The following is a 23,525-nucleotide window of genomic DNA, read 5'->3' on the forward strand; positions in this document are numbered from 1 at the left end:
CGAAGCGGGCCGGCGGGCCGGCCCTGCGCTCGGTCCGCGATCGGATCGCGACCCGGATCGTCGGCCGGGAGCGGGAACTCGACCTGGTCCTGGCCGCCGTCGCGGCCGGCCGCGACCTGGTCCTGGAGGGTCCGCCGGGCACCAGCAAGACGACGATGCTCAAGGCGATCACCGGTCAGTGGGGCATCCCGTTGCTGTTCGTCGAGGGCAACGCCGATCTGACCCCGGCCAAGCTCGTCGGCCATCACAACCCTGCCCGGGTGCTGCGTGAGGACTACAGCGCCGACACGTTCGTGCCCGGCCCGCTGGTCCAGGCGATGCAGGAGGGCGGCTTCCTCTACATCGAGGAGTTCAACCGGGCGCCCGAGGACACCCTGAACACGCTGCTCACCGCGATCGCCGACCGGTCGATCGCCGTCCCGCGGGTCGGCACCATCGATGCGGCGGCCACCTTCCGGGTGATCGCCTCGATGAACCCGTTCGACAACGTCGGCACCACCCGGCTGTCCACGAGCGTGCACGACCGGCTCTGCCGGCTGGCGATCGACTACCAGGACGAGGCCGCCGAGCAGCAGGTCGTGGCCCTGCGGGCGCCCGACCTGCCCGCCGGTCTGGCCGGCCGGCTGATCCCGGACGGCGTGGCGGTCACCCGGGCCACCCGGCGCCATCCGGACGTGCGGCAGGGCAGCAGCGTGCGCGGAGCGATTGACACGGTGCTGGTCGCCGCCGAGCTGGCGGCCCTGCGGGGCATCGCCGCGGGCGACGACGATCGGTACCCGGCGGCCGTGCTGGACGCGATGATCGTGGCCCTGTCCGGCCGCATCCATCTCGACGAGGCCGCCGAGACCACCCCGGAGCAGGTGCTGACCGAGATCTTCCAGGACCGGTTCCTGCTGGCGGGCACCGACCGTCCCGGTTGAAGAGCGGTCGACGCGGACGGGCCGGTGCGCCGGCCCACCGACCGGCCCGCCCGCGCCACCCGCCGGCCGTTGCGGCGCAAGCCGAAGACGCTCGACGCCGATCCGTCGCTGTACGTGCCGGCCGGTGGCGGGGGAGCGGGTGTGGTGCTGGAACGGTCCGGCGGTCCCGGAGCGCGCCCGGCCCCGGCCGGCCCGGGCGGGTCGGCCCCGGGCGTCACGGCCGAGCCGGCCGAACTGCTCGCCGCTCCGGCCGCCACGGACCGGGGCCCGCACGAGGCGCAGGTCCGCGAGCGCGCCCGGCAGATCGCGCAGCGGCTGGCCCTGCCCCGGCCCCCGCGCAGCGGGCCGGTGCGGCGCGGCTCGGGGACGCTGGCCAGCCTGCCCTATCGCGGGGGTTCGGACGACATCGACCTGGACCGGACGCTCGAGGTGCTGGCCGAACGGCCGGTGCCCGAGGCCGAGGACATCGTGGTCCGCGACCGGGTCCGCACCAAGCGGTCGGTGGTGCTGGCCGTCGACGTCTCCGGGTCGATGCGCGGGGAACGGGTGCGGACCGCCGCCGCGACCGTCGCCGCGCTGGCCGGCGCCCTGCATCGCGACGACCTGGCCGTCATCGCCTTCTGGTCGGACGCGGCCCTGCTGGTCCCGCTCGGCGCGCCCGTGCACCCGCTGGCCCTGCTCGATCAGCTGCTGGCGCTGCCCGCCCGCGGGTTGACCAACGTGGCCTTCCCGCTGCAGCTCGCCGGCCGGCAGCTGGCCCGGATCCCGGCCCGCGACGCCCGCGTCGTGCTGCTGTCCGACTGCGTGCACAACGCCGGACCCGACCCCCGCCCGGTCGCCGGCCGGCTGCCCCGCCTCGACGTGCTGCTGGACGAGTCCGGCGAGAAGGACCTCGATCTCGGCCGCGAGCTGGCCGGCGCCGGCCGGGGCCGGCTCGCGCGCATCCGCACCTACCGCGACGTCGCCCCCGCCCTGCAGCGGGCCTTCACCGACTGACCCACCCCACCCGACCGGTTCGGCCCCGCCCGCCGGTTCGACCCAACCACCCCGCCCGGCGGTTCGGCCCACCCACCCCGCCCGCGCGGATCATCTCGGCCGGCGCGGACGAAACCGCCGCCGATGTGACGGATGGGGCGCCCGTCAACCAGATCGTCCGCGCGGCAGCTCCGGGCCGCGCCCGGCCGCCGGCCGGGCCCGGCGGCAGATCCCGGGCCGCGCCCGGCGCCGAGGTCCGGCGACCCGGCCACCCGCGACCCAGACCGTCAGCGACCCATTCCGCCAGCGACCCAGGCCGCCAGCGACCCAGGCCGTCAGCGGGCCAGGCCGTCAGCGGCCCGCGGCCCGGCCGAGGGCGACGATCAGCGGCCGGGTCTCGGGTGTCGAGATCGCGAACCGGCGAAAGCCCAGCGTCCACAGCTGGGCGACGGTGTCCTCGGCGACCTCGCCGGCCAGCCGGACGCCGATCCGGGCGGATCCGGCGACGCCGGCCGCGCGGCGCAGCAGACCCCCGCCCGACGGGTCGAGCCGGCGCCGGGGATCGATCGACAGCAGCCCCCGGCGCAGGTAGTCGTCCAACGGTTCGGACGTCAGCAGGAGCCGCGGTGGCAGGCCGAACATCGCCGCCTGCAGCGCGCGGACCTCCAGCCAGATCACCTCGGACGCTGCCGCGATCTCCTCGATCGTCAGCACCCCCCGCGGGCTGGTGAGGTAGGCGCCGACCGCGATCCCGGACCCGGCGGCGGTGTCCCGCACCAACCGGGCCTCGGCCGGGTCGGACACGTGCCGCACCGCCAGGTGGACCCGCGCACCGCCGCCGGCGGCCGCCCGGGCCCGGGCCAGGCCGGCCACCTGGGCCTCGAGCAGGCCCAGCCGGCCGAGCGGCACGGCGAGCTCGGGATGGCGGGTGGTGACGGCCGTCTGCTGCAGCAGCTCGCGGGACTCGTCGGCGACCAGGTCGATTGCCCGGACCCCGATCTCCAGGTCACCGGCGGCCGCCAGCAGCGGGGTCAGTTCCTGGGCGATCAGGTCGGTGAACCGCTCGAAACCGTCGGCGCCCGCCGCGGGCGCCTCCAGCAGGTGTGCGACCAGCCCGTCGAGATGGCCGGTCGCGGCGAGCACGTCGTCGATCGCGGTGACCAGTCCGGCGGCGCCCGACTCCCGAGCGGCGGCGACGTCGGCCGGCCGGGTCACCCGGGACAGCACCTCGCACCCGCTGGCCGCCGCGGCGAGGTCGAGCAGCCGCCGCAGCGCGCCGGTCGCGGCCGCCGGGGTGGCGGTGGCGAAGGAGCCGGCGAAGAGCTCGCCGGTCGACCCGTCCAGCGACACCGGATCGCCCTCGGCCAGCAGGGTGTCGCCCACCCGCAGCGTGCGGGCGCCCGGATCGATCCGCAGCTCGCCGGCACCGACCACGCAGCAGGTGCCCAGCGCCCGGGCCACCACCGCGGCGTGGCTCGTGGAACCACCGGTGGCGGTGACGATCCCGCGGGCGGCGATCATGCCGTGCAGATCGGCCGGGCTGGTCACCGACCGGGCCAGCACCACCGCACCGCGCTCGTCGGCCAGCGCCGCGGCCCGGTCCGGGTCGAGCACCAGCGCGCCGCTGACCTGCCCGGGGCAGGCGCCGATCCCGGTCGTCAGCAGCCGTCCACCCGCCCGGGCGGCCGCCACCTCGGCCGGGTCGAACACGGGCCGCTGCACCTGCCGCACCTGGCCCGCGGACACCCCGCGCAGGGCCACGCCCGGTGCGGCGGTTCCGTCGGCGGCCAGGTCGGCGGCGATCCGCACGGCTGCCTCGGGTGTCCGCTTGGCCGACCGCACCTGGAGCAGGAACAGCGTGGATCGCTCGACGGTGAACTCGATGTCGAGCACGTCACCCTGGGCCCGTTCCAGCGCCGCGCAGGTCGTCCGCAACTCCTCCAGCACGGCGGGGGCGAGGGCTGCGGTGACCGGGTCCGGGGTCCGCAGTCCGGCGACGACGTCCTCCCCCTGGCTGTGGGCCAGGTACTCGCCGAAGATCCCGGGCTCGCCGGTGACCGGGTTGCGGGTGAAGACCACGCCGGAACCGGAGTCGTCGGACAGGTTCCCGAACACCATGGACTGGACGACGACGGCGGTGCCGAGATCGTGAGGGATACCGTGGAAGTCGCGGTAGGTGCGGGCCCGCCGGGTGTTCCACGAGCGGAAGACCGCCTCCACCGCGCCGAGCAGCTGATCGCGCGGGTCCGCCGGGACGCGGTCACCGGTGTCGTCGGCGAGGGCCTGCGCGCAGGCCGCCCACACCCGGTCGTACACCGCGGCCGGGTCCTCGTCGCCCCGGACGGCGGCGACCAGCTCGGCCACCCCGGCTCCGGGATCGAGGGCGCCGAGAACGGTCTCGGCATACATCGCGTGGAAGCGGGCGACCACGTCGGCCACGAAGTGGCTGTCGCCCGTGGCGCGGCCGAGGGCGGCGGCCGATTCCCGGCACAGCCCCAGGTTCAGGACGGTGTCCATCATTCCGGGCATGGAGATCGGTGCGCCGGAGCGCACGGACAGCAGCAGGGGCACCGGACCACCGCCGAAGGTCTTTCCGGCGGCCACCTCCAGCTCGCCCAGGCGCCCGCCGATCTCGTCGACCAGGTCGGCCGGCAGTCGCTTGTCGGTCAGGTACGACCGGCAGGCCGGGGTGCCGATGATGTAGCCGGGCGGGACCCGCAGGCCCTGCTGCGACATCCGGGCCAGGCCGGCGCCCTTGCCGCCCCACCGGTCGACGTCGGCCGGGTCGGCCCGGGCGAACGTCGACGTCGCGCCGGACAGGGTGGTCGTCGTCATTCGGCGCGGTCCCGGCCCAGCGCGCGCAGCAAGTCCTCGTGGAACTCGAACCAGACCGTGTGCACGGAGTCCAGGGTCGGCGACGAGACGTACTCGGGCCGGCCGGCGTCGACCTCACCCATGGCGGCGGCGAACCGGGTGGCGTAGCCGGCGAACCGGCCGTCGTGCCCGGCGAGGGTATCGATCAGCGGGTCCAGCCGGGCGACCAGCTTGTCCATCCGGCCGATGATCTTGTCGTCGTACTCGGCGTCGGTGTGGTCGTTGGCGACCTTGCGACCGCCGACGTCGACCTGCTGCCAGGCCGAGATCGTCGTCAGGAACTGGGCGTTGACCGTCTCGAAGCGCTCCACCTGACCCAGCACGGCGGGATCGTCGCGCAACGCGGCGTACCGCGCCGCGGCCGCGGCGGCCAGGGCGGGTCCGGCGGCGTCCGTGGGCAGGGCGGCGCCGCCGGCGACGACCACCAGGTTCCGGTCGGCCAGGGCCCGCAATGCGTCCTGGGCCGTGCCGACGTCCAGACCCAGCGTGTGGGCGACGGACGCGGCGGTGGCCATCTTCTTCAGCGCGACCACGTTGAGCACGTCGTAGCCGGTCGGATCCATCATCGATTCCTCACGGACGAACGGGGGCGGCGCGGGCGCGCCGCCCCCGAAAGGGTGTCGGACGGTGGCGGGGGCGGTGCCCCGGCCGGTGGTCAGAGCCAGCGGTACTTCGAGCGGCGCCGGTCGGCGTTTTCCGAGAACGGCAGGTACCCGGCCCCGGAGAAGATCTTGCTGGGCACCGTCTCCTGCGCGAACCCGCGCTTGGTGATGTCGTAGTAGTAATTGGCCACCCGCTGGTCGATCTCCCAGAGGTCGTAGTCGCGGCAGGCCTTCTCGTAGGTCCCGGCCAGCCGCATGTGCGGCAGGATCATGTCCACGTAGTAGACGTACTGGCCGTTCCAGATCAGGTCACGCCGGCACATCCGCGCGGTCTTGCTGTACAGCTTGAGGGTCGCCGTCCGGACGCGCTCCAGATGGTCGGCCAGGTCGTCGATCGCGATGTGCTCCACCTGCCCCATCGGGGTGTTCCACTTCTCCCGGGAGAACACCGCGCCGCCCACGATCGCGTCGATGTAGTTCTTGGGCCGGGTGAAGGTGGTGGAGATGTCGTTGACCCGGATCTCGGCGAGCGACATCTTCTCGGGGTCGATGACGATGGCCAACGTGTAGGCGTGCGGCAGACCGGCGTCGTCGCACACGTCGCTCCAGTGGAACACCTCCTCGTTCACGAACAGGTCCCGCAGGATCAGCAGGTTGCCGTCGGGCAGCTCGTACGGGCCGGTGTCGCCCAACCCGAGCCGGCAGTCGTAGTGGTCGAGGAAGGAGAGCAACTCGGCCGCGGCGTTGAACTGGGTGAACGCGCCGTGCTTGGCGCTGCCCGCCTCCAGCGGCTCCACCTGGGCGGTGAGGGTCGCCAGGAAGTCGTCCTCGTGGATCCGGCAGCGGTAGCGGTCCTGGGAATTGAGGATGTAGCCGTCCTGGCGCTTGCCCCACAGGATGCGCTGCATGAACTTGAGGATCTCGTTGGACTCCTCGATGTAGTCGTCCGGGCCGATCGCCTCCAGGGCCAGCAGACCGCACCGCCCCATGCCGAAACCGACCGCTCCGATGCACCAGTCGTGAACGGCGTTGACCTTGGTGCCGATCTCCCGGCGGGCCGTGGCGCCGATGTCCAGAATGCCCTGGGCGCCGCCGACCTCGTCCGTGGTCATGCGCAGGATCTCCGGCCACCGATAGAACTCGTGCATGAAGGCCAGGATCTCGTACTCCTGCCGGGGGATCATGCCGCTGACGCCCTCGGTGGCCCGCATGACCAGCACGTCCCAGATGTTCCAGGCCAGGTAGTTGTTGAGGTCGTTCAGCTCGTCGATGGTGAACTGGTCACGCAGCACGTCCTCCTTCGAGACCCGCTCCAGCACCGAACTCTTCGCCCGCTCGCGGAGCATCTTGTCACCCTTGATGCCGTCGGTGACGGGCTCCATCCCGACGAAGTTGCCGGTGTAGGTCAGATCCTGGAAGCGCAGGCCGTCGTCGGCCTGGTCGTACCGCTGCCGGAACGTCGCGCGCTTGCTCTCCATGGTCGTCATTGACTCGTTCGCTCCTTGTTCGGGCTCAGGTGGGGATCGGCCGCGGGGTCGTCGGTCCGGTTCAGTTCTCGGCGATCACCCGGCCGACCTCGTGGTCGGAGCAGTCCAGGCGCACCCGCCGGCCGTCCAGTTCCTTGGCGATCTCCTCGAAGTGGGCCTCGTCGGTGTTGCCGACGACGTACCGCGAGTCGCTGCCGGTCAGGTGCGCGGTCATCACGCAGGGGGTCTGGAACTCGCGGGACAGGATGCCCAGGTGCGATTCCGGAGCGCCGGACATGGTGATCACGCCGATGGCCCCCATGCTCAGGGCGGGGGCCAGGAAGGTGGTGGTCCCGCCGCGGACGAGCAGAATGTGCTCGGCCAGCTTGCCCGACTGGATCAGGGTGATCACGTCCGCCGGCGACCCCAGGTACTTCACCGTCCCGGTGGGCGACTTGGCGGTGTCGAACACGTTGAATCCCTCGGCGAGCACCTCGGCCATGAACGTTCCTCCTTGAACCTTTCGGGGACCGGCACCGCCCGCGTACCGGTGGAGGAGCCGACCCGGTTCCCATCCTCCAGCCCGACTCGTCGCCGGTGTTGCCGACGTCACAGTGCCGCGCGGCTCGGGCAGGGCCGATGGTCCGATCAGACAAAACTAGCCCAGGGCCTTGTCCGGACCGGATAACGGTCCGGCACCGTCCCACCTGGGGGTTCGCAGCGTCGACCGGCGGGCCGGCGCGACCGGTGACGGTGACCCGGTCGGGTGAACGGTCGCCGGATCAGGAGCCGAGCAGGCCCATCGCGAGCCGGGCGGCCTCGCGCCCGCTGGACACCGCACCGTCCAGGTAGGACGCGCCCACCCGGGTGACATCGGCACCGGCGGGCACGATCCGCCCGTGCGGCACGGCCACCGCGTCGATCTCGGCCGCCGTGGTCGCCGCGTCGTGCGCGAGCCAGGTTCCCCGCGACCAGGGGTCGGCGGCCCAGTCGTGCATCGCCGCGGCGAGCACCTCGATGTCCGGGACCACCGGCCGGATCAGGTCGGCCACCGCGCCCCGATCGTGCGGGTCGATCGCCGCCGGCCGCGGGCCGAAGACGACCAGGCTGACCGAACCGTCGGGCAACCGGCGGATCGTCTTGAGCACCGAGATCGCGGGCAGGCCGCAGAAGGCGACGTCGGGAATGTCACCGCGGGCCAGGACCCCGAGTTTGGCGCCCGCGCCGCGATGGCCGCGGGCGACGAGCGCGGCCGCGGCCGGTGGCCAGGCCGGGGCGACGGCGAGGTCCCGCCAGGTGTTCAGCGGCGTCGCCAGGACGACCGCGCGGGCGCGGTGGACGGACTCGTCGAGGCGAACCGTCACGCCGGCGCCGTCGTCGGCCAGCGCCCTGACGGGGCTGTCGAGCCGGACCGGGCCCGCCTCCGCGTACAGGGCGGCGGTCAGGGTGCCGACCCCGCCCCGCACGGTCGGTGCGAGCATCGCCGCGACGGTCCACCGGGTCACCGACCCACCGCCACCGGCGAGATCCTCGGCCATGGCGTGCATCGACGCCGACGCCCAGGCCCCGGAGACCTCGGTGTCGAAGTACGCGCGCAGCAGGTCGAGGGTATGGGGACCGTGCACCCGGGCGGCGAAGAAGTCGGCGACCGACCCGGGCACGAACCCGCCGGCGGCCGCCGTCGCCGCGGCGTCCTGCCAGGCCCGGACGGCGATCTCCAACTGCGGCAGCTCATCCGGCGGCACCGGCAGCCCGCCCCGCCGCAGTTCGCCCCCGGTCAACCAGGACACCGACGTGGGAAACGGCAGCGGATCGAGATGGAGCCCGTACCGGTCGAGTTCACCGACGATGGCCTGGTGGGCCGGATCCACGAACATGCCGCCCAGCTCGAACCCGGTGCCGTCAAGGGCCTTCGGATCGGTCCAGGCCCGGCCGCCGACCCGGTCGCGGGCTTCCAGCGTGAGCACGTCCAGCCCGGCCGCGGTGAGGTCCCGAGCGGCGGTCAGGCCGGCCAGACCCGCGCCGACGACGATCACGTCCGGGTCGGACACGACGAACCTTCCCTTCCCTCGACCACGCTGCCAGATGGATGGCACGGTACCGGCTCGGCGCCCGCTCAGCGGGTCGGCCGCCGCCGCCGCACGAGGATCACCACAGCCAGCCCACCGAGCAACACGACCAGCCCGACCACCGACCAGCCCAGCGCGGCGGAAAATCCGGCCGGCGCCGCCGCCTCGGCCGGGCCGGCCGCGGCCGACTCCGGTGCGTCCGACCGGGGCGCGGATGCCGCCGGCCCGGAGCCGGCCGCCGTCCGGACCGAGGCCGGACCGCCGACCGCGGTGACGGTCACCCCTCCCGCCGGATCGAGCCGGACCGCGGCACTCATCGCGGCGGCCAGGTCGATCCGCTGCCAGGAGCCGCGCCCGGCGGCCGAGAGGTCCAGCGGCGCACCGGACGCCGCCCCGGTCTGGGCCAGGACGGCGCGTCGCTGCGCCTCCGTCAGGGTCGGAAACGTCGTGAGCAAGAGGTTCTCGGCCCCGTCGGGGACGGCCGGCGCCAGGTCGGCCGGACCGGCCGGCGGCAACCGGTAGTCCAACCGCTCCCCGGCCACGGCCACGGCCGACGCGCGATCGGAGACCACCTGGGCCGTGCCGCCGGGCATGACCGCACCGCCGTAAGGGTCGGCCCGGTAGGCCGCCTGCGCGGCGATGCAGGTGGCGAGCGTGTCCCCGCACCGGCTCTGCAGGTAACCCACCAGTTCCGTCCGGGCCGGTTCGAGGACCGTGGTGCGGAACTGCTCGTCGGACCAGAGGGCGGCCATCGCCTCCTGCGCCCCCATCCGGCCCGCCATCACGTCCAGCGGGTAGTGCACGCCGAGAACCACGCGGTCGTTGGCATTCTCGGAGGCGCGGGCCAGGATCTCCGGGCCGAGCTCGGGCAGCAGGGTGGCGAGGGTGACGCCCACCTCGAACGCGTACAGGGCGTGACCGCTCGGGAACGACCCGGCGGTGCACAGATCCGGGCTCCCGTAGCCGGCGTCCAACGTCACGTCCTGGTCGGTGAAGCGGTGCGTGTCGTCCACGGTGGGCGCGACCCGGACGATCGCCAGGTTGCCGTTCGCGTCGGCGTAGGAGCGTCCCACCCGCTCGCCGGTCAGCGCCGAGGCGTTCGGTCCCGCCGGGGCGCACGTCGGGTTGTCGCCGGGTGTCACGGGAGTGGACGGATCGGTGGGCAGGAAGGGTCGAGGGTAGGCGAACGCGACCTTGGCCGCGCCGACCACCTGGAACGCGCCCGCGCTGCCGTCGGCGCTGTTGAGCAGCGCGCTGGTGAGGGGCAGCGCGCCGGACTGCCGGCCCGACACGTACAGCGGTCCAAGGACCGAACCGAGGCCCGTGGCGATGGTGATCGACTGGTCGTACCCGGCCGGTGACCTGCCGTAGGCGGAATCTTGCAGGGCGGTGAACTGCTGGGCCGGGGTGGCGTGCCGGTTGATCCAGACCGCCAGCTCGTCGTTGCGGCGCAGGACCGCGGCGTCGGTCACGGTTCCCTGGAACGGCCGGGCCGGGTCGGGGCTCCACAGGTCGTCGAACCCGGCCAGCGTCTTGACCAGATCGGGCCGGTCGGGACGATCCGGCGCCGCCGCGGAGACCGGCCCGACCGGGGCGACGGCTACGGCCACCGCGACGGCCAGCGCGGCGGCCGGGACCCGGCGCCGCGCCGCCCGCCCGCGAACCCGACGCATCCCGACCCCATTCCGGTGCCGCCCGGTGCGGCGTCGGCGATGCTACGTCGGGCGCGGATCGGTCGGTGTGAAGTCCCGTCCGCGCCGGCCGGGCGCCGGGGGCGCGGTGCTCAGCCCGCCAGGGGGGCCGGCCGGCGAAACAGGTTCCGCGCCCAGACGAACCCGACGACCATGATCAACCCGCACCAGCCGGCCGCCAGGGCCAGGGTGCCCCCGTCCCAGACACCGGCGAGCAGGCCGCGAAGCGCCTCGATCATCGGCGTGAACGGCTGATGATCGGCGAACCAGGCCAGACCGGCCGGCATCGACGCCGTGGGCACGAACCCGCTGCTGAGGAAGGGCAGGATCATCAGGAACATCGGTGTGTTGCTGGCCGTTTCGACGCTGCGGGAGACCAGACCCAGCGCGATGGTGAGCCAGGTCAGCGCCAGCGCGATGAGAACGAGCAGCCCGATCAGCACCAGCCACTGGGCGACGTCGGCGCCCGGCCGGAAGCCCAGGGCGACGGACAGCAGCAGCAGGACACCCATGCCGAGCATCGACTGCACCAGGCTGCCCAGGACGTGCCCGCCGAGGATGCTGGACGCCGAGATCGGCATCGTGCGGAACCGGGAGACGATGCCCGCGGTGCGGTCCATGGCCACGGAGATGGCCGTGCCCTGCGCCGCGGACGCGGCCGCCATCAGCACGATCGCCGGGGTCACGTAGGCGAGATAGTCGGCCCGAGAGCCGGTTCCGGCGGTACCGGGCAGGCCGGCACCGAGGGTGCCCCCGAAGACGTAGACGAACAGCAGCAGGAACATCAACGGGAAGCCGATGAGCATGACGGTCATGCTGGGGTAGCGACGCATGCGGACCAGGCTGCGGCGGAACATGATCGCCGAGTCCCCGATCGGGTGGGCGAGAGTGGTCATGGTCGGGCCTTTCCGGTGGGACGCGAGAGCGGATGCGCGGGGGCGGAGGTCGTCCCGGTCGGGGTGGCGGTGAGGGCGAAGAACACGTCGTCGAGATCGGGGGCGGTCACCTCGATGCGGTCGACCGGGACGGCCCGGTCGTCGAGCCGATCCAGCAGCGCGCGCAGCGCCGAGACGCCACCGCCGGCGGGCAGGTCGAGGCTCAGACCGGCTCCGTCGGTGGATGTCCCGGTAGCCGCTGCGGGCCAGACGCCGGCCAGGGCCCGGCGCGCCTCCTCGGCCCGCGCCGGTCCGGTGAAGTGCAGATCGATGCGGCCGCCCGGGACCTGCTGCTTAAGCCGCGCCGGTTCGTCGTCGGCGACGATCCGGCCGCCGTCGAGCACGGCGACCCGGTGCGCGAGCCGATCCGCCTCGTCCAGGTACTGGGTGGTGAGCAGGATGCTGACCCCGTCCTCCACGAGGTCGCGCACCACCGACCACAGGTCACGGCGGCTGCGCGGGTCGAGCCCGGTGGTCGGCTCGTCGAGGAAGAGCACCTGCGGGCGACCCACCAGGGTCATGGCCAGGTCCAGCTTGCGCTTCATGCCGCCGGAGTAGGTTCCCGCCGGGGTGGCCGCGGCGTCCGTCAGGTCGAACAGGGCCAGCAGCTCGTCGATCCGGCGGCGCCCCTCGACCCGCCCCAGGCGCCGCAGGTCGGCCATCAGCCGAAGGTTCTCGTATCCGGTCAGCAGGGTGTCCACGGCCGAGAACTGGCCGGTGACGCCGATGGCGGACCGGACCCGGGCGCCGTCGGTGCGGACGTCGAACCCGGCGACCCGGGCGGTGCCGCCGTCCGCGTCCAGCAGGGTCGACAGGATGGTGACGACGGTGGTTTTGCCGGCGCCGTTCGGTCCGAGCAGGGCGCAGACGGTGCCGGGCGCCACGGTCAGGTCGATGCCACGCAGCACCGGTGTGGTCGCGAATGACTTTGTCAGGCCGCGGATCTCGATGGCCCATCGTTGTTCGGGCATGGCGGAGCCTCCCTGGTCGGGCACGGGGGTGGGTCGGGGGATGAGCGGCACCGGGGCGGACGGCGATGTGGTCGGCCGTCGGGGTGTCGGTCAGATGTCGAGATCCTCGACGGACGGTTGCTCGTCGGCGATCGACACCAGGTCGAACAACTCGTCGGGCACCCGCGCACGCAGGTCATCGAGCGTGTCCAGGATGTCCAGCGTGGCGATCGGTGGCGTGGTGCCCCACTGCTGGTTGCTGCTGAAGTACTTGCGCAATCCGGTGGCGGTGCCGTCGGCCCCCGCGCTCCAGTGCGCCTCGGCCGACCGCTCGGTATGCAGGACGTACTTGCCCGTCCGGCTGCGGTAGACGTGGAACTGTTCGACCCGGTCCTTGGTGGACCTGGCCCACTCGGCCAGCAGGACGCCGAAGAACCTCTGCCGGCGGCCCTTTCCGGCGCCGACCGACACGGTGATCTCGTCGAAGCCGTCCTGCAGCGCGTCCTCCGCTTCGACCATCCGGCGCAACGCCCGGACGATCGCGGCCGAGAGGTTGCCGCCGACGATCTCCTGCGCGCGCTGGAACAGCGCAAGGTCGGCGTCCGACACGTAGATCGTCTTGTTCGGCACCACGGCATCGTAACCTCCACGACCAGTATACGTATACGAATACGTATAGCAAGACCGAGGCGAGTGCCGACCCGTCCAGGTGGACGACGCGGGGCGGTCGGGCTCAGCCGTGCAGCTCGTCGAGCACCTTCTGCACCCGGCGGTCCCGGGTCGCGTCGGTCTTGGCCCCGGCGACGGACAGGGCGTGGGCCCGCTGCTTGCTGGCCGACAGGCCGGCCCAGGCGCGGGCGGCGCCCGGATCGGTGGCCAGCGCGTCCGCCAGGGCCGGCGGCACCTCGACCGTCCGCGGGGCGTCGTCGAGTTCCAGAGCGACGTCGACCTCGTCGCCGGCGCCCCGCCCGGTGGCGGCGCGCACCTCGGCGTTGAAAGAAATCAGAAGGCGCCCGCCCATCGAGCCGACCGTGGTGCGGTAGGTGAAGCCGCCGTCGATCGTCACCACGACCGGGACACGTTTGCCCCGTCCGAAGCTCTCGACGATCTCCGGAGGCACCTCGATGCCGACGTTGTTGCCACCGGTCGCCGCCAGGGTGGTGCGGAAACTGACCATCGATGTCCCCTCTCCCGAACTCTTTCACTCGGCAGGGTAGTATTACACCGAACAGTTTCCACGGGGAGGTCGACGGTGACCGGCGAACGCATCGATCCGCGGGTCGAGCGCTCCCGGTCGGTCATCCTGGACGCGGCCCTGGCCCAGTTCGCCGAGCACGGCTACCTGGGTGCGAGTCTGGACGGCGTGGCCGAGCGGGCCCGCGTGTCCAAGAAGACCGTCTACAACGTCTTCGGGGACAAGGAACGCCTGTTTCGCGCCGTGATCGGCCAGGCGATCGAGACGGCGGAGGGCTTTTCGGCGCGGACCGCGGCGAGTCTCGCGGACGTCACCGACGTGGAACCGGAGTTGCGGGACGCCGTGGTCGGTCTGGCCCGCACCATCCTGACCGGGCCGGTGATCCGCCTTCGCCGGCTGCTGATCGGTGAGGTCGACCGGTTCCCCGAGTTCGCCGACGAGTACTACCGCCGCGCTCCCGAGCGCATGATGGGCGTGCTGGCCCAGACCCTCGCCCGGCTGGATGCGGTGGGCCGGCTGGAGATCGACGACGCGGCCCGCGCGGCCGAGCACCTGGCCTTCCTGGCGGTGGGCGCGGGCCTGGACCGGGCGCTGTTCCGTCCGTCGGACCGGCCGCCCGAGAGCGTGGCGGCGATCGACGCCCGGGCGAGCGCGGGTGTCGACGCGTTCCTGGCGATCTACGCGCCGTCGGCCGCATCCCGGCGGCGGGCGGTCTCCCGGCGCCCCTGAGGGCGTCCGGAGACCGATCCGGTCGGTGCGGCGTCCGTCGGCATCGCTCAGCGGCTGGTGGCGGAGGCCGGCGGTTCGGGACGTCGCTCGGCCGCGCCCAGGACAAGTGGCACGAGTGTCGGTATACGGGTGGGCATTCGCCGGTGATGGATCGTCACCAGGTGCAGCGGGGAGCCGGCGAGCGTCGCCACGAAGTCCCGGTTGGGCCGGCACCCGTCGGCCAGCCGCCGCTGCAGCGGGGTCAGCAGGTCCTGGACCGGTCCCCGGACCGGGCCGCCGCGCACGTGCTCGTGGAACAGGAAGCGGCCGCCGGGGGCGAGGACGCGATGGACCTCTGCGAGCATCCCGGCCGGGTCGTCGACCGAGCAGAACACCAGCGACGCCGTGACCGTGTCGAAACTGCCGTCCTCGAAGGGCAGGTCGTGCGCATCGGCGGCGATGACCCGAGTGGGAAAGGGAAGCCGCGCGGCGGCCGGCGCAAGGGCCTGATGGAAAGCCGGGTTCGGCTCGAGCAGGACCAGCTCGTCGAGGTCGGCGGGATAGTGGGGGAGGGACAGCCCGCTGCCGGCCCCGATCTCCAACACCCGGCCGCCGGCCGCGGCCAATTGCTCGCGGCGCAAGGCCGACTGACCCCTCCGGTCGATCCGCGCCATCATTCCGGGGTACCAGAACGCGAAGGACCGCCCGCCCCACGTCACCTGCTGCTGCATGCCTCGATGGTCCGCGACCACCCGCCCGGGGGCATGGCCGATTCGGGCCATCTTGACGGTCCCGTCCCGCCGGGTCGACGTAGGCTGCGGGCGGAGGGCACCGTGCCGGGTAGAGAAGACGATCAGGCGGTCCGCTTCGTGCGGGCCGGTGGCCACCACGTGGCCTACGCGGTGGTCGGTGCCGGACCCCCGGTCGTCCTCGGTGGCTGGTGGTGCGCCAACCTGGAGCTGAACTGGCAGGACCCGCGGTTCCGGCAATTCCTGGCCCCGTTGGCCGCCCGCCACTCGATCATCCGGTTCGACCCACCCGGCACCGGCGCCTCCGACGGCGGGGACCCGCCGGCCACGGTCGAGGAGGAGGTCGCGCTGCTGGGCGCGGTCGTCGACGCCCTCGGCGTGGACCGGTTCAGCCTGATCGGTGCCTCGTCGGGGGCGGCCGCCGCCGCCGCGTTCGCGGTGAGGCGGCCGGGACGGGTCGAGCGGTTGGTGCTGTACGGGTCGTTCGCCCGGGGCGCCGAGCTCGCGACCGCGGCCGCGCGGGACGCACTGCTGGACGTCGTGAGCCGTCACTGGGGGCTCGGATCACGCTTGCTGGCTGATCTTTTCGTGCCTGGCGCGTCGGACGCGGAGCGTGCGGACTTCGCCCGGTTCCAGCGCCGATCCGCCCGTCCCGAGCAGGCGGTCCGGTCCCTGGCGGCGACCTATCGCACCGACGTGACCGGGTACCTGCCCCGGGTGCGGGTGTCGACCCACGTCATCCACCGGCGCGGCGACCGCGCCGTGCCCTGCGCCCTGGGCGCCGACGTGGCCCGGCGCATCCGGGGAGCCGGCTTCGTTCCGCTCGACGGCGTCGACCACTTCCCGTGGCGCGGTGACGCGACCTCGGTGGCCGATGCGATGCTGCGCGGGTTGGGCCATCGGTCGCCGACCCGGCCCGAGCCGGTTGCCGTCACGGGACGGGAACGGGAGATCCTGGCCCTCGTCGCCCAGGGACTGACCGATACGCAGATCGCGGAGCGGCTCACGCTCAGCCCGCACACGGTGCACCGGCACATCGCGAACGCCCGGACCAAGCTGGGCGTCCGGTCCCGGGCTGCGGCGGCCGCCGCGCTGGGTGCGGTGGGCGGTTGAGGCCGCGCTGCGGCTGATCCCGCCGCCGGATGCGCCCGGGCCAGCCAGGCCGATTGCTGCCCCGCGCCGGACCACCGAGCGAACCTCGGCGCGTTCAACGATCTCCGGCTCTTCGGCCATCCGGTGACGTCGACCCGGCGATCCTCCCTCGGCCGGGCCGGTCGGTCCGCTGAACCGTCGTTGCGCATCGGGGCGCGGATGTGCGCAATGCCGGTTCAGTCCGCGTAGGCGGACGACCTCACCTCGCCGCGCCACCTGATGAAGATCCGTCGGCCTGCCGGATGCTGCGACGCCGAAGCTGGCCGCACCCGCTCACTCATTCCCGCTGGCCGACTTCGCCGGCCGCACGCCGGACAAACCGAACGGATGCGAACAACGCTGGGCAGTGCGAGGATCGGTCTCCGGGGAGTGCATGGGGGGTGGGTCTTGCGTGTCGCCAGCAGAACCGGTCGGTGAACTATCGGAGGGGCTCTACGAGAGTCTGGTCACCAGGCGCCTGCGTGACCGGTTGGCGGCGCAGCCTCTCCTGGTGCCCGAGATTGCGGCCATCGACCCGGCCGATCAACCGGCAGTGTTGGCCCGACACGTCCATGACGCTGTTCAACGCGTCCTCGCCGGCGAGCGATCCACCGAGCGCCGGGTCGAGCTCGTCAATCGGATTCTGGACGACCTCGGCGCAATCGAAGACGGCTCGGATGAGGATCCGCAGCAGCTGTGGTCGCTCACCGCAACGGGTGGGCCGGGTCGGGACCAGAGGTCGACCTCCCGGCCACGCACCCCGCTGTCCGACGCGGCGCTGTTGACTAATGCGCACGGCGAGCCGTCGCTCGGTGCGGAGCTCCGCGCTGAGCTGGCGACCGCGGACCGGGTGGATCTACTCTGCGCATTCGTCAAGTGGCACGGGCTACGCCTGCTGGACAGTGGGTTCCGTGATCTGCGTCGGCGGGGTGTCCCGCTGCGGGTGGTGACCACCACCTACATGGGCGCCACCCAACGGATCGCGCTGGATCGGCTCGTCTCGGACTTCGGTGCGCAGGTCAAGATCCAGTACGACGCGGTCCGCACCCGACTGCACGCCAAGGCGTGGCTGTTCCGACGGCGGACCGAGTTCGACACCGCCTACGTCGGCTCGTCCAACCTGTCCCGGGCGGCGTTGCTCGACGGGGTCGAATGGAACGTCCGGCTCTCTCGGGTCGCGACGCCGGCGCTGATGGACAAGTTCGCGGCGACTTTCGACGGTTACTGGAACGACGCCAGTTTCGAGTCGTACGACCCGGAGCGCGATCGGGACCGGCTCGACGACGCGCTGGCCCAGGCGTCGGGCGCCCGCAGCTCAGACACCACGATCGCGCTCTCCGGGTTGGAGGTTCGTGCCTTTCCGCACCAGCAGGTGATGCTGGACTCCCTGCAGGTCGAACGAGAGACGCATGGCCGGCACCGGAACCTGGTCGTCGCTGCGACCGGCACGGGCAAGACGGTAGTCGCTGCGCTGGACTACCGGCGGCTCTGTGTCGAAGCGAGCCGACCCACCTTGCTGTTCGTCGCGCACCGTTCGGAGATCCTCGACCAATCGGTGAGGATGTACCGAGAAGTACTGGGCGATCACTCGTTCGGTGAACTCTATGTCGGTGGGACGCGACCCGAGCGGTGGCGGCACGTGTTCGCCTCCGTGCAATCCCTCCATTCGTACGGGGTGACCACCATCCCGCCCGACGCGTTCGACATCGTCGTGATCGACGAGTTCCACCATGCCGAAGCCTCGACGTACCGGGCGATCCTCGACCATCTGCACCCGGCCGAGTTGCTGGGCCTGACCGCGACCCCGGAGCGAGCCGACGGCGTCGATGTGCGTTCCTTCTTCGACGGCCGGACCGCCGCCGAACTGCGGCTGTGGGATGCCCTCGCCGACGATCTGCTCTGCCCCTTCCACTATTTCGGTATCTCCGACGGCACCGACCTGCGCGGCATCCAGTGGTCGCGCGGTCGGTACGACCCGCAGGCGCTGTCGAACGTGTTCACCGGCAACGACGCCCGTGCCCGCCTCGTCCTGCTCCAGATCCGCGACAAGATTGCCGATCCCGGACGGATGCGGGCTCTCGGCTTCTGTGTCTCAGTGGCCCACGCCGACTACATGACCCGGGTCTTCGTCCGATCCGGGATCCCGGCTGCCTGCGTCACCGGTGAGACCCGGGCGGACGAACGGGCGACGGCGCTGCGCAACCTGCGTGAGCGGAGCATCAACGTGGTCTTCACCGTCGATGTGTTCAACGAAGGTGTCGACCTGCCCGACGTGGACACCGTCCTCTTCCTGCGGCCGACCGAAAGTGCGACCGTCTTCCTGCAACAGCTTGGCCGCGGACTTCGGCGGACACCGGACAAACCGGTGCTCACCGTGCTGGACTTCGTCGGTCATCACCGCCGGGAGTTCCGGTTTGACGTCCGGTACCGGGCATTGATCGGTGGCAACCGTCGCGAGTTAGAGCGGCAAATCCAGACTGGGTTTCCATTCCTGCCCTCGGGTTGCCAGATTGTGCTCGATGAGCAGACGCAGCAGCTCGTTCTGGAGAACATCCGGGGTCAGCTGACCAACCGGTGGTCATCCATCGTGGCCGAGCTCAAGGGCGCTGGTGACGTCGGGCTGGCCGACTTCCTCGGCGGCGCCGGCGTCGAACTCGCCGACGTGATCCGGGCTGATCGCAGCTGGAGCCGTTTGCGGCGGGACGCGGGGCTACCGGTGACCGAGGCTGGACCGGCCGAGGCGGCATTGCTGCGTCGGGTCCGCTCGTTGTCGCATGTCGACGACCCGGACCGAGTCCGCGCCTATACCCGACTGCTCGCCGACGACGGACCGTCCTACGACGATCTGAGCCCGATCGAACGCGGGTTTGCCCGCATGCTGCTGTACTCGCTCTGGCCTTCGGGCGACTTCGGCAGCTACGACGAGGGGCTGCGGACGCTGCGCGGAGAGACGTCCGCTCGCGACGACATGCGCGCCGTCATCGATCTGGCGTTCGACGCGTCGCGACACCTGACAGTCGCGCCATCGTCGCAGCTCACTGCGGCCGGCCTACGGGTGCACGCTCGCTACCAGCGGGAAGAGATCCTCTCCGCGCTCGGCCGGGCCAGCCAGGCGCGGCCACCGTCCTACTTCCGTGAAGGTGTGCTCCGGTCGGACGAGCTCAATCTGGACGCGTTCCTCATCACGCTCAAGAAGTCCGACGCCGATTACTCGCCGACCACCATGTACCAGGACTACGCGATCAGCCCGACGCTGTTCCACTGGGAATCACAGTCCACCACCTCGGTCGATTCGCCCACCGGGCAGCGATATCTGCATCACGAGCAGAGGGGCTCGTCCATCCTGCTTTTCGTGCGCGATAGGAAAGCCGATGCCCTCGGGCCGGTGCCCTACACGTTCTTGGGGACCGCCCACTACGTCAGCCACAGTGGCGACCGGCCGATCGCTATCGTCTGGAAACTGGACGAGGCCATGCCGGTGGATCTGTTCACGGTCGCCTCGGTGACGACCGGGTGATGCAGGCGTGATGAATTTGCTTCTAGTCCCGAATCGTTCCGGCCGGGTCGGCGGAATGGCGCTCTGTCCCGTCTCTCTGCACGATGGTTCCACAGCGTTTTGGGGAGCGGGTGCGACGCTGTGAATCAGGTCACATTTCGATCTGCGTCATTGGGCGGGTCCGGTCTCATCTCTACTGGGTGGCCGCGGACGGTGGTCGTATCGATAGGGGGAACTTTGATGAGTAGGGCAAAGACGCTCGTTCTGGCCGGAACTGCCGCGTTGGCGGTGCTGGGTCTGGCTGCCTGTGGCACAACGCCGACGGGTAGCCAGCCAGTGACCCAGGCTCCGGTCACCGTGACCCAAGCTCCCGTCACAGTGACCCAGGCTCCCGTTACGATCACGCAGGAGTCGTCGTCGCCGGCGCCGCCCGCACTCACCCAGCCCGCCGAGATCACCTCGCAGAAGACGACTTCGGATGCGCCGGCGGCGGCTGGAGCGGATTCGGTCAAGGTGCCAATGCCCGACGTTGTCGGCATGAACCTGCAGGCAGCGCAGGACAAGATCCAGACCCTCGGAGTCTTCTTCTCACGCAGCGAGGATGCGACCGGGGCGGGCCGGGCTCAGGTGATTGACCGCAACTGGGTCGTGGTGAGCCAGAGCCCCGAGCCTGGCGTGCCGATCGGCGAGGGGGACGCTCTGCTCTACGTAGAGAAGATCGGTGGCTGACCCCGCTCTCCAGAAGCCAAGTGGAATGCGGACCTGCGGTCTTGAGATCCGCAGGGGGAGAAGCAGTACCTCTGCTCTTCATTCGTGACTCGGCGTCCACGATAGCGCAAGTATGCGCTATCGTGGGCACGGGTGCGGAGTCTGTGGCTACGCGGATCGGGAGGCTGCACGATGACGAACGTGGACCGATGGCAGGACCGGGCCGCCGGGACGCTGCTGGCCTCCGCCGCGGGCGACGCCCTGGGCGCGGGGTACGAGTTCACCCATCCCGGCCGGGACGTCGAGATCGGGATGATCGGTGGCGGGCCGTTCGACTGGGCGCCGGGGGAGTGGACCGACGACACGTCGATGACGGTCGCCGTGGCCCGGGTGACCGCGACCGGCGCCGACCTCACCACGGCGGCCGGGCTGGACGCCGTCGCCGCCGGATTCGTCGAATGGTTCGACTCCCAGCCCAAGGACATCGGCAATCAGACCCGCGCCGTGCTGTCCGCCCGCAGCAGCTCGGCCGAGGAGATGACCGCCGTCGCCGCGCGGATCAGCGGGCGCAAGGGTGGCAACGGGTCGCTGATGCGCACCGCGGCCGTCGGTCTGGCCCACCTGGACGGGTCGGACGAGGCGGCCGACGCGTGCGTGCTGGCCGCCGGCCGGGTCAGCGCCCTGACCCATGACGATCCGCAGGCCACGCAGGCCTGCCAGCTGTGGTCGTCCGCGATCCGGCATGCCGTGCTGTACGGGACGTTCGACGGCGTGCACGGCTACCTCGACCGGACGGGCGGCGCCACCGCGCGATTCTGGCGGCCGCTCCTCGACCAGGCGGAAGGCGGCTCGCCCCAGGACTTTCCGAACAACGGGTGGGTGGTCCACGCCCTGCAGACGGCGTGGTGGGCGATCACCCGGGCGGACCATCGATCGGATGGCCGGCACCTGGCGGCGGCGCTCGAGCTCGCCGTCCGGGCGGGCGGTGACACCGACACCACCGCCGCGATCGCCGGTGCGCTGCTCGGCGCCCGGTGGGGCGCCTCCGCGGTGCCGGCCGGCTGGCGGCGGATGCTGCACGGCTGGCCGGGTTTGGCCGCCGACGACCTGGTCCGGCTCGCCGTCCGGACGGCAACGGACCGCGACGGGCGGCCACGAGGACGAGGCGCCGGACCGGTGACCGCCGCCGACCTTGCCCGGTCCGCCCACGCCGGCCAGACCGATCAGTCCGGTGCGCCGTACATCGATCATCCGGCCCGGGTCGCAGCCCGGGTCCGGGCCGCCGGCCACGGCGCGCAGGCGCAGATCGTCGCCTGGCTGCACGACATCGTCGAAGACACCGATGTCACCCTCGACCGCATCGAGCGGGAGTTCGGACCGCAGATCGCCGGGGCCGTCGACGCTCTCACCCGTCGCCCGGACGAGGGCGACGACTACTACCGGCGGGTCGCCGCCAACCCGCTCGCCCTGATCGTCAAGCGGCACGACATCGCCGACAACACCGACCCGGAGCGGACGGCCCGTCTCGACCCGTCCACCCGGGAGCGGCTGGCCGCGAAGTACCGGCACGCCCTGGCCCTCCTCGACCAGCAGACCGGATCGGTCGGCCCGGGCGTTGGCCGATCGGGACCTGACCAGTGCCGCGGCGGCCGGGAGTAGCGTCCAGCCCGTGCGGCCCACCTCGACCCAGTGGCGCGCCGGCGACCGCCGGCCCGTCCCGATCCCATGACCGCCGACCGGCCCGGATCGGGCGGGGTGTCCCGGCGCAGCCTGCTGGCCTCGCTCGGCGCCCTGGCCGCCGCGTCCGCCTGCACACCGGGCTCGGCCCCGTCCGCGGCGACCGGTGACGGGTCGTCCGGCGCAACCTCCGGCTCGGCGTCCTCGATCCGGCCGCCGTCCGGCGGTGCGACGGTCACGGCGACCGCACCGGCCACCGGATCGACCGAGCCGAGCGCCGGCCCTGCGTCGTCGTCCCCGGCGCCGGACTCCACCACATCGACCGGCCCGGCGACCGGCGGACCCGCCACGGAAGTCATGCGCGGGACCGGAATCCGGCCGCAGGTGGCGCTCACCTTCCACGGCGCCGGCGACCCGGCGATCGCTCGCGCCGCGCTGGATGTGCTGGCCGCGCGGCAGGCGCGCGTCACCGTCATGGTGGTCGGGACCTGGCTGGACGCCAACCCGGAGCTGGCCGGCGCCATCACCGCGGCCGGTCACGAACTCGGCAACCACACCTGGACCCACCCGGTCCTCGCCGACCTGCCCGAGGACGAGATGACGGCCGAGATCGACCGCTGCCGCGACATTCTCGTCAGCCTGACCGGTGCGCCCGGGGCCTTCTTCCGGCCGTCCAGCGCGCAGCACGCCACCGACCTGGTCCGGCAGGTCGCCGGTCGCAGCGGCTACGGCACCTGCCTGTCGTACGACGTCGACTCCACCGACTGGACCGACCCCGGTCCCCGGGCCATCCGGCAGGCCGTCGCCGCCGCCACGGCCGGGTCGGTGGTCAGCCTGCACTTCGGCCATCCCGGCACCGTCGAGGCCCTCCCCGGGGTGCTGGACGACCTGGCCGAACGGGGTCTGACGCCGGTGACGGCGTCCACCCTGCTGGCCCCCTGACGGCAGGTCCGCCGCAGGTCCGCGCCGGGGCGCCGTCGGAGGTGTCCGGCACACTGACCGCCATGGCGTACGACGAGGACATGGCCGCGCGGGTCCGCGACATCCTGGCTCCGGAACGGGGGTTGTCGGAGAAGCGGATGTTCGGCGGCCTGGCCTTCCTGCTCGATGGGCACATGACGGTGGCGGTCAGCGGGCAGGGCGGGCTGCTGCTCCGGGTCGATCCCGCCCGGTCGGACGAGCTGGTGACCGCCGCGCACGTGAGCCGGATGGTGATGCGCGGCCGTGAGATGGACGGCTGGCTACGGGTCGACCCGGCCGCGATCGACACCGAGGACCGGCTCACCGGCTGGGTGAGCCAGGGCGTCACCTACGTACGAACGCTGCCACCGAAGGAATGAACCGGGCTTGACTGACGGTCGGGATCTACCGACCATACG

20 protein-coding genes and 1 pseudogene are annotated in these 23,525 nt (G+C 72.3%); 10 read left to right on the forward strand and 11 right to left on the reverse strand.

Going from position 1 to position 23,525, the window contains the following annotated elements; genetic code table 11:
- Positions 1–23: 23 nt before the first annotated feature.
- Positions 24–920, forward strand: coding sequence for an AAA family ATPase (locus ACOJUF_RS04170; protein ID WP_420120631.1), 897 nt, complete (start codon positions 24–26; stop codon positions 918–920).
- 24 nt (positions 921–944) lie between these two features.
- Positions 945–1,916, forward strand: coding sequence for a vWA domain-containing protein (locus ACOJUF_RS04175; RefSeq protein ID WP_420120608.1), 972 nt, complete (start codon positions 945–947; stop codon positions 1,914–1,916).
- A gap of 330 nt (positions 1,917–2,246) precedes the next feature.
- Here ACOJUF_RS04175 and ACOJUF_RS04180 read toward each other — a convergent pair whose 3' ends face one another.
- The 10 genes from ACOJUF_RS04180 to ACOJUF_RS04225 form a co-directional block, all read right to left on the reverse strand.
- Complete coding sequence (locus ACOJUF_RS04180) at positions 2,247–4,730, reverse strand: pyruvate, phosphate dikinase (protein ID WP_420120609.1); 2,484 nt, start codon at positions 4,728–4,730, stop codon at positions 2,247–2,249.
- Positions 4,727–5,332, reverse strand: coding sequence for a hypothetical protein (locus ACOJUF_RS04185; protein WP_420120610.1), 606 nt, complete (start codon positions 5,330–5,332; stop codon positions 4,727–4,729). The genes ACOJUF_RS04180 and ACOJUF_RS04185 overlap by 4 nt, the downstream gene beginning before the upstream one ends.
- Before the next feature lie 92 nt (positions 5,333–5,424).
- Entirely contained in the window at positions 5,425–6,858 is a 1,434-nt protein-coding gene (locus ACOJUF_RS04190) for a hypothetical protein (RefSeq protein ID WP_420120611.1), read from the reverse strand.
- Positions 6,859–6,919: 61 nt separating this feature from the next.
- Positions 6,920–7,339, reverse strand: coding sequence for a PEP-utilizing enzyme (locus ACOJUF_RS04195; protein ID WP_420120612.1), 420 nt, complete (start codon positions 7,337–7,339; stop codon positions 6,920–6,922).
- Positions 7,340–7,619: 280 nt separating this feature from the next.
- Positions 7,620–8,888, reverse strand: coding sequence for a flavin monoamine oxidase family protein (locus ACOJUF_RS04200; RefSeq protein ID WP_420120613.1), 1,269 nt, complete (start codon positions 8,886–8,888; stop codon positions 7,620–7,622).
- A 65-nt stretch (positions 8,889–8,953) separates the two neighbouring features.
- The gene (locus ACOJUF_RS04205; RefSeq protein WP_420120614.1) at positions 8,954–10,579 is read right to left on the reverse strand and encodes a phosphatase PAP2 family protein; all 1,626 of its coding nucleotides are present in this window, start codon (positions 10,577–10,579) and stop codon (positions 8,954–8,956) included.
- A 110-nt stretch (positions 10,580–10,689) separates the two neighbouring features.
- A complete protein-coding gene (locus tag ACOJUF_RS04210; protein WP_420120615.1) occupies positions 10,690–11,493 on the reverse strand; it encodes an ABC transporter permease in 804 nt (267 codons plus the stop codon).
- A complete protein-coding gene (locus tag ACOJUF_RS04215) occupies positions 11,490–12,503 on the reverse strand; it encodes an ABC transporter ATP-binding protein (protein WP_420120616.1) in 1,014 nt (337 codons plus the stop codon). The genes ACOJUF_RS04210 and ACOJUF_RS04215 overlap by 4 nt, the downstream gene beginning before the upstream one ends.
- A gap of 90 nt (positions 12,504–12,593) precedes the next feature.
- On the reverse strand, positions 12,594–13,112 hold the full coding sequence (locus ACOJUF_RS04220) for an EXLDI protein (protein WP_420120617.1): 519 nt from the start codon (positions 13,110–13,112) through the stop codon (positions 12,594–12,596).
- A 103-nt stretch (positions 13,113–13,215) separates the two neighbouring features.
- Positions 13,216–13,659 carry a DUF1905 domain-containing protein gene (locus ACOJUF_RS04225; RefSeq protein WP_420120618.1) on the reverse strand — a complete coding sequence of 148 codons (444 nt, stop codon included), beginning with the start codon at positions 13,657–13,659 and terminating at the stop codon, positions 13,216–13,218.
- 75 nt (positions 13,660–13,734) lie between these two features.
- Here ACOJUF_RS04225 and ACOJUF_RS04230 point away from each other — a divergent pair, with 75 nt between their 5' ends.
- Complete coding sequence (locus ACOJUF_RS04230) at positions 13,735–14,406, forward strand: TetR/AcrR family transcriptional regulator (RefSeq protein ID WP_420120619.1); 672 nt, start codon at positions 13,735–13,737, stop codon at positions 14,404–14,406.
- A gap of 47 nt (positions 14,407–14,453) precedes the next feature.
- Here ACOJUF_RS04230 and ACOJUF_RS04235 read toward each other — a convergent pair whose 3' ends face one another.
- Positions 14,454–15,116, reverse strand: coding sequence for a class I SAM-dependent methyltransferase (locus ACOJUF_RS04235; RefSeq protein ID WP_420120620.1), 663 nt, complete (start codon positions 15,114–15,116; stop codon positions 14,454–14,456).
- Between the two features lie 102 nt (positions 15,117–15,218).
- Here ACOJUF_RS04235 and ACOJUF_RS04240 point away from each other — a divergent pair, with 102 nt between their 5' ends.
- The 7 genes and pseudogenes from ACOJUF_RS04240 (at position 15,219) to ACOJUF_RS04270 (ending at position 23,486) form a co-directional block, all read left to right on the forward strand.
- Positions 15,219–16,247 carry an alpha/beta fold hydrolase gene (locus ACOJUF_RS04240; RefSeq protein WP_420120621.1) on the forward strand — a complete coding sequence of 343 codons (1,029 nt, stop codon included), beginning with the start codon at positions 15,219–15,221 and terminating at the stop codon, positions 16,245–16,247.
- Between the two features lie 412 nt (positions 16,248–16,659).
- The gene (locus tag ACOJUF_RS04245) at positions 16,660–19,782 is read left to right on the forward strand and encodes a DUF3427 domain-containing protein (protein ID WP_420120622.1); all 3,123 of its coding nucleotides are present in this window, start codon (positions 16,660–16,662) and stop codon (positions 19,780–19,782) included.
- A 219-nt stretch (positions 19,783–20,001) separates the two neighbouring features.
- Positions 20,002–20,490 carry a PASTA domain-containing protein gene (locus ACOJUF_RS04250; RefSeq protein ID WP_420120623.1) on the forward strand — a complete coding sequence of 163 codons (489 nt, stop codon included), beginning with the start codon at positions 20,002–20,004 and terminating at the stop codon, positions 20,488–20,490.
- Between the two features lie 171 nt (positions 20,491–20,661).
- A pseudogene (locus ACOJUF_RS04255) lies at positions 20,662–21,633 on the forward strand (ADP-ribosylglycohydrolase family protein); the annotation flags it as partial.
- A 12-nt stretch (positions 21,634–21,645) separates the two neighbouring features.
- Positions 21,646–22,128, forward strand: coding sequence for an HD domain-containing protein (locus ACOJUF_RS04260; protein WP_420120632.1), 483 nt, complete (start codon positions 21,646–21,648; stop codon positions 22,126–22,128).
- Positions 22,129–22,194: 66 nt separating this feature from the next.
- Positions 22,195–23,088 carry a polysaccharide deacetylase family protein gene (locus ACOJUF_RS04265; RefSeq protein ID WP_420120624.1) on the forward strand — a complete coding sequence of 298 codons (894 nt, stop codon included), beginning with the start codon at positions 22,195–22,197 and terminating at the stop codon, positions 23,086–23,088.
- A gap of 62 nt (positions 23,089–23,150) precedes the next feature.
- Positions 23,151–23,486 (forward strand): TfoX/Sxy family protein, encoded by a 336-nt coding sequence (locus tag ACOJUF_RS04270; protein WP_420120625.1) that lies wholly within the window; start codon positions 23,151–23,153, stop codon positions 23,484–23,486.
- The last annotated feature ends 39 nt before the right edge of the window (positions 23,487–23,525 follow it).

Source organism: Nakamurella sp. (assembly GCF_048594475.1).
GTDB lineage: Bacteria > Actinomycetota > Actinomycetes > Mycobacteriales > Nakamurellaceae > Nakamurella.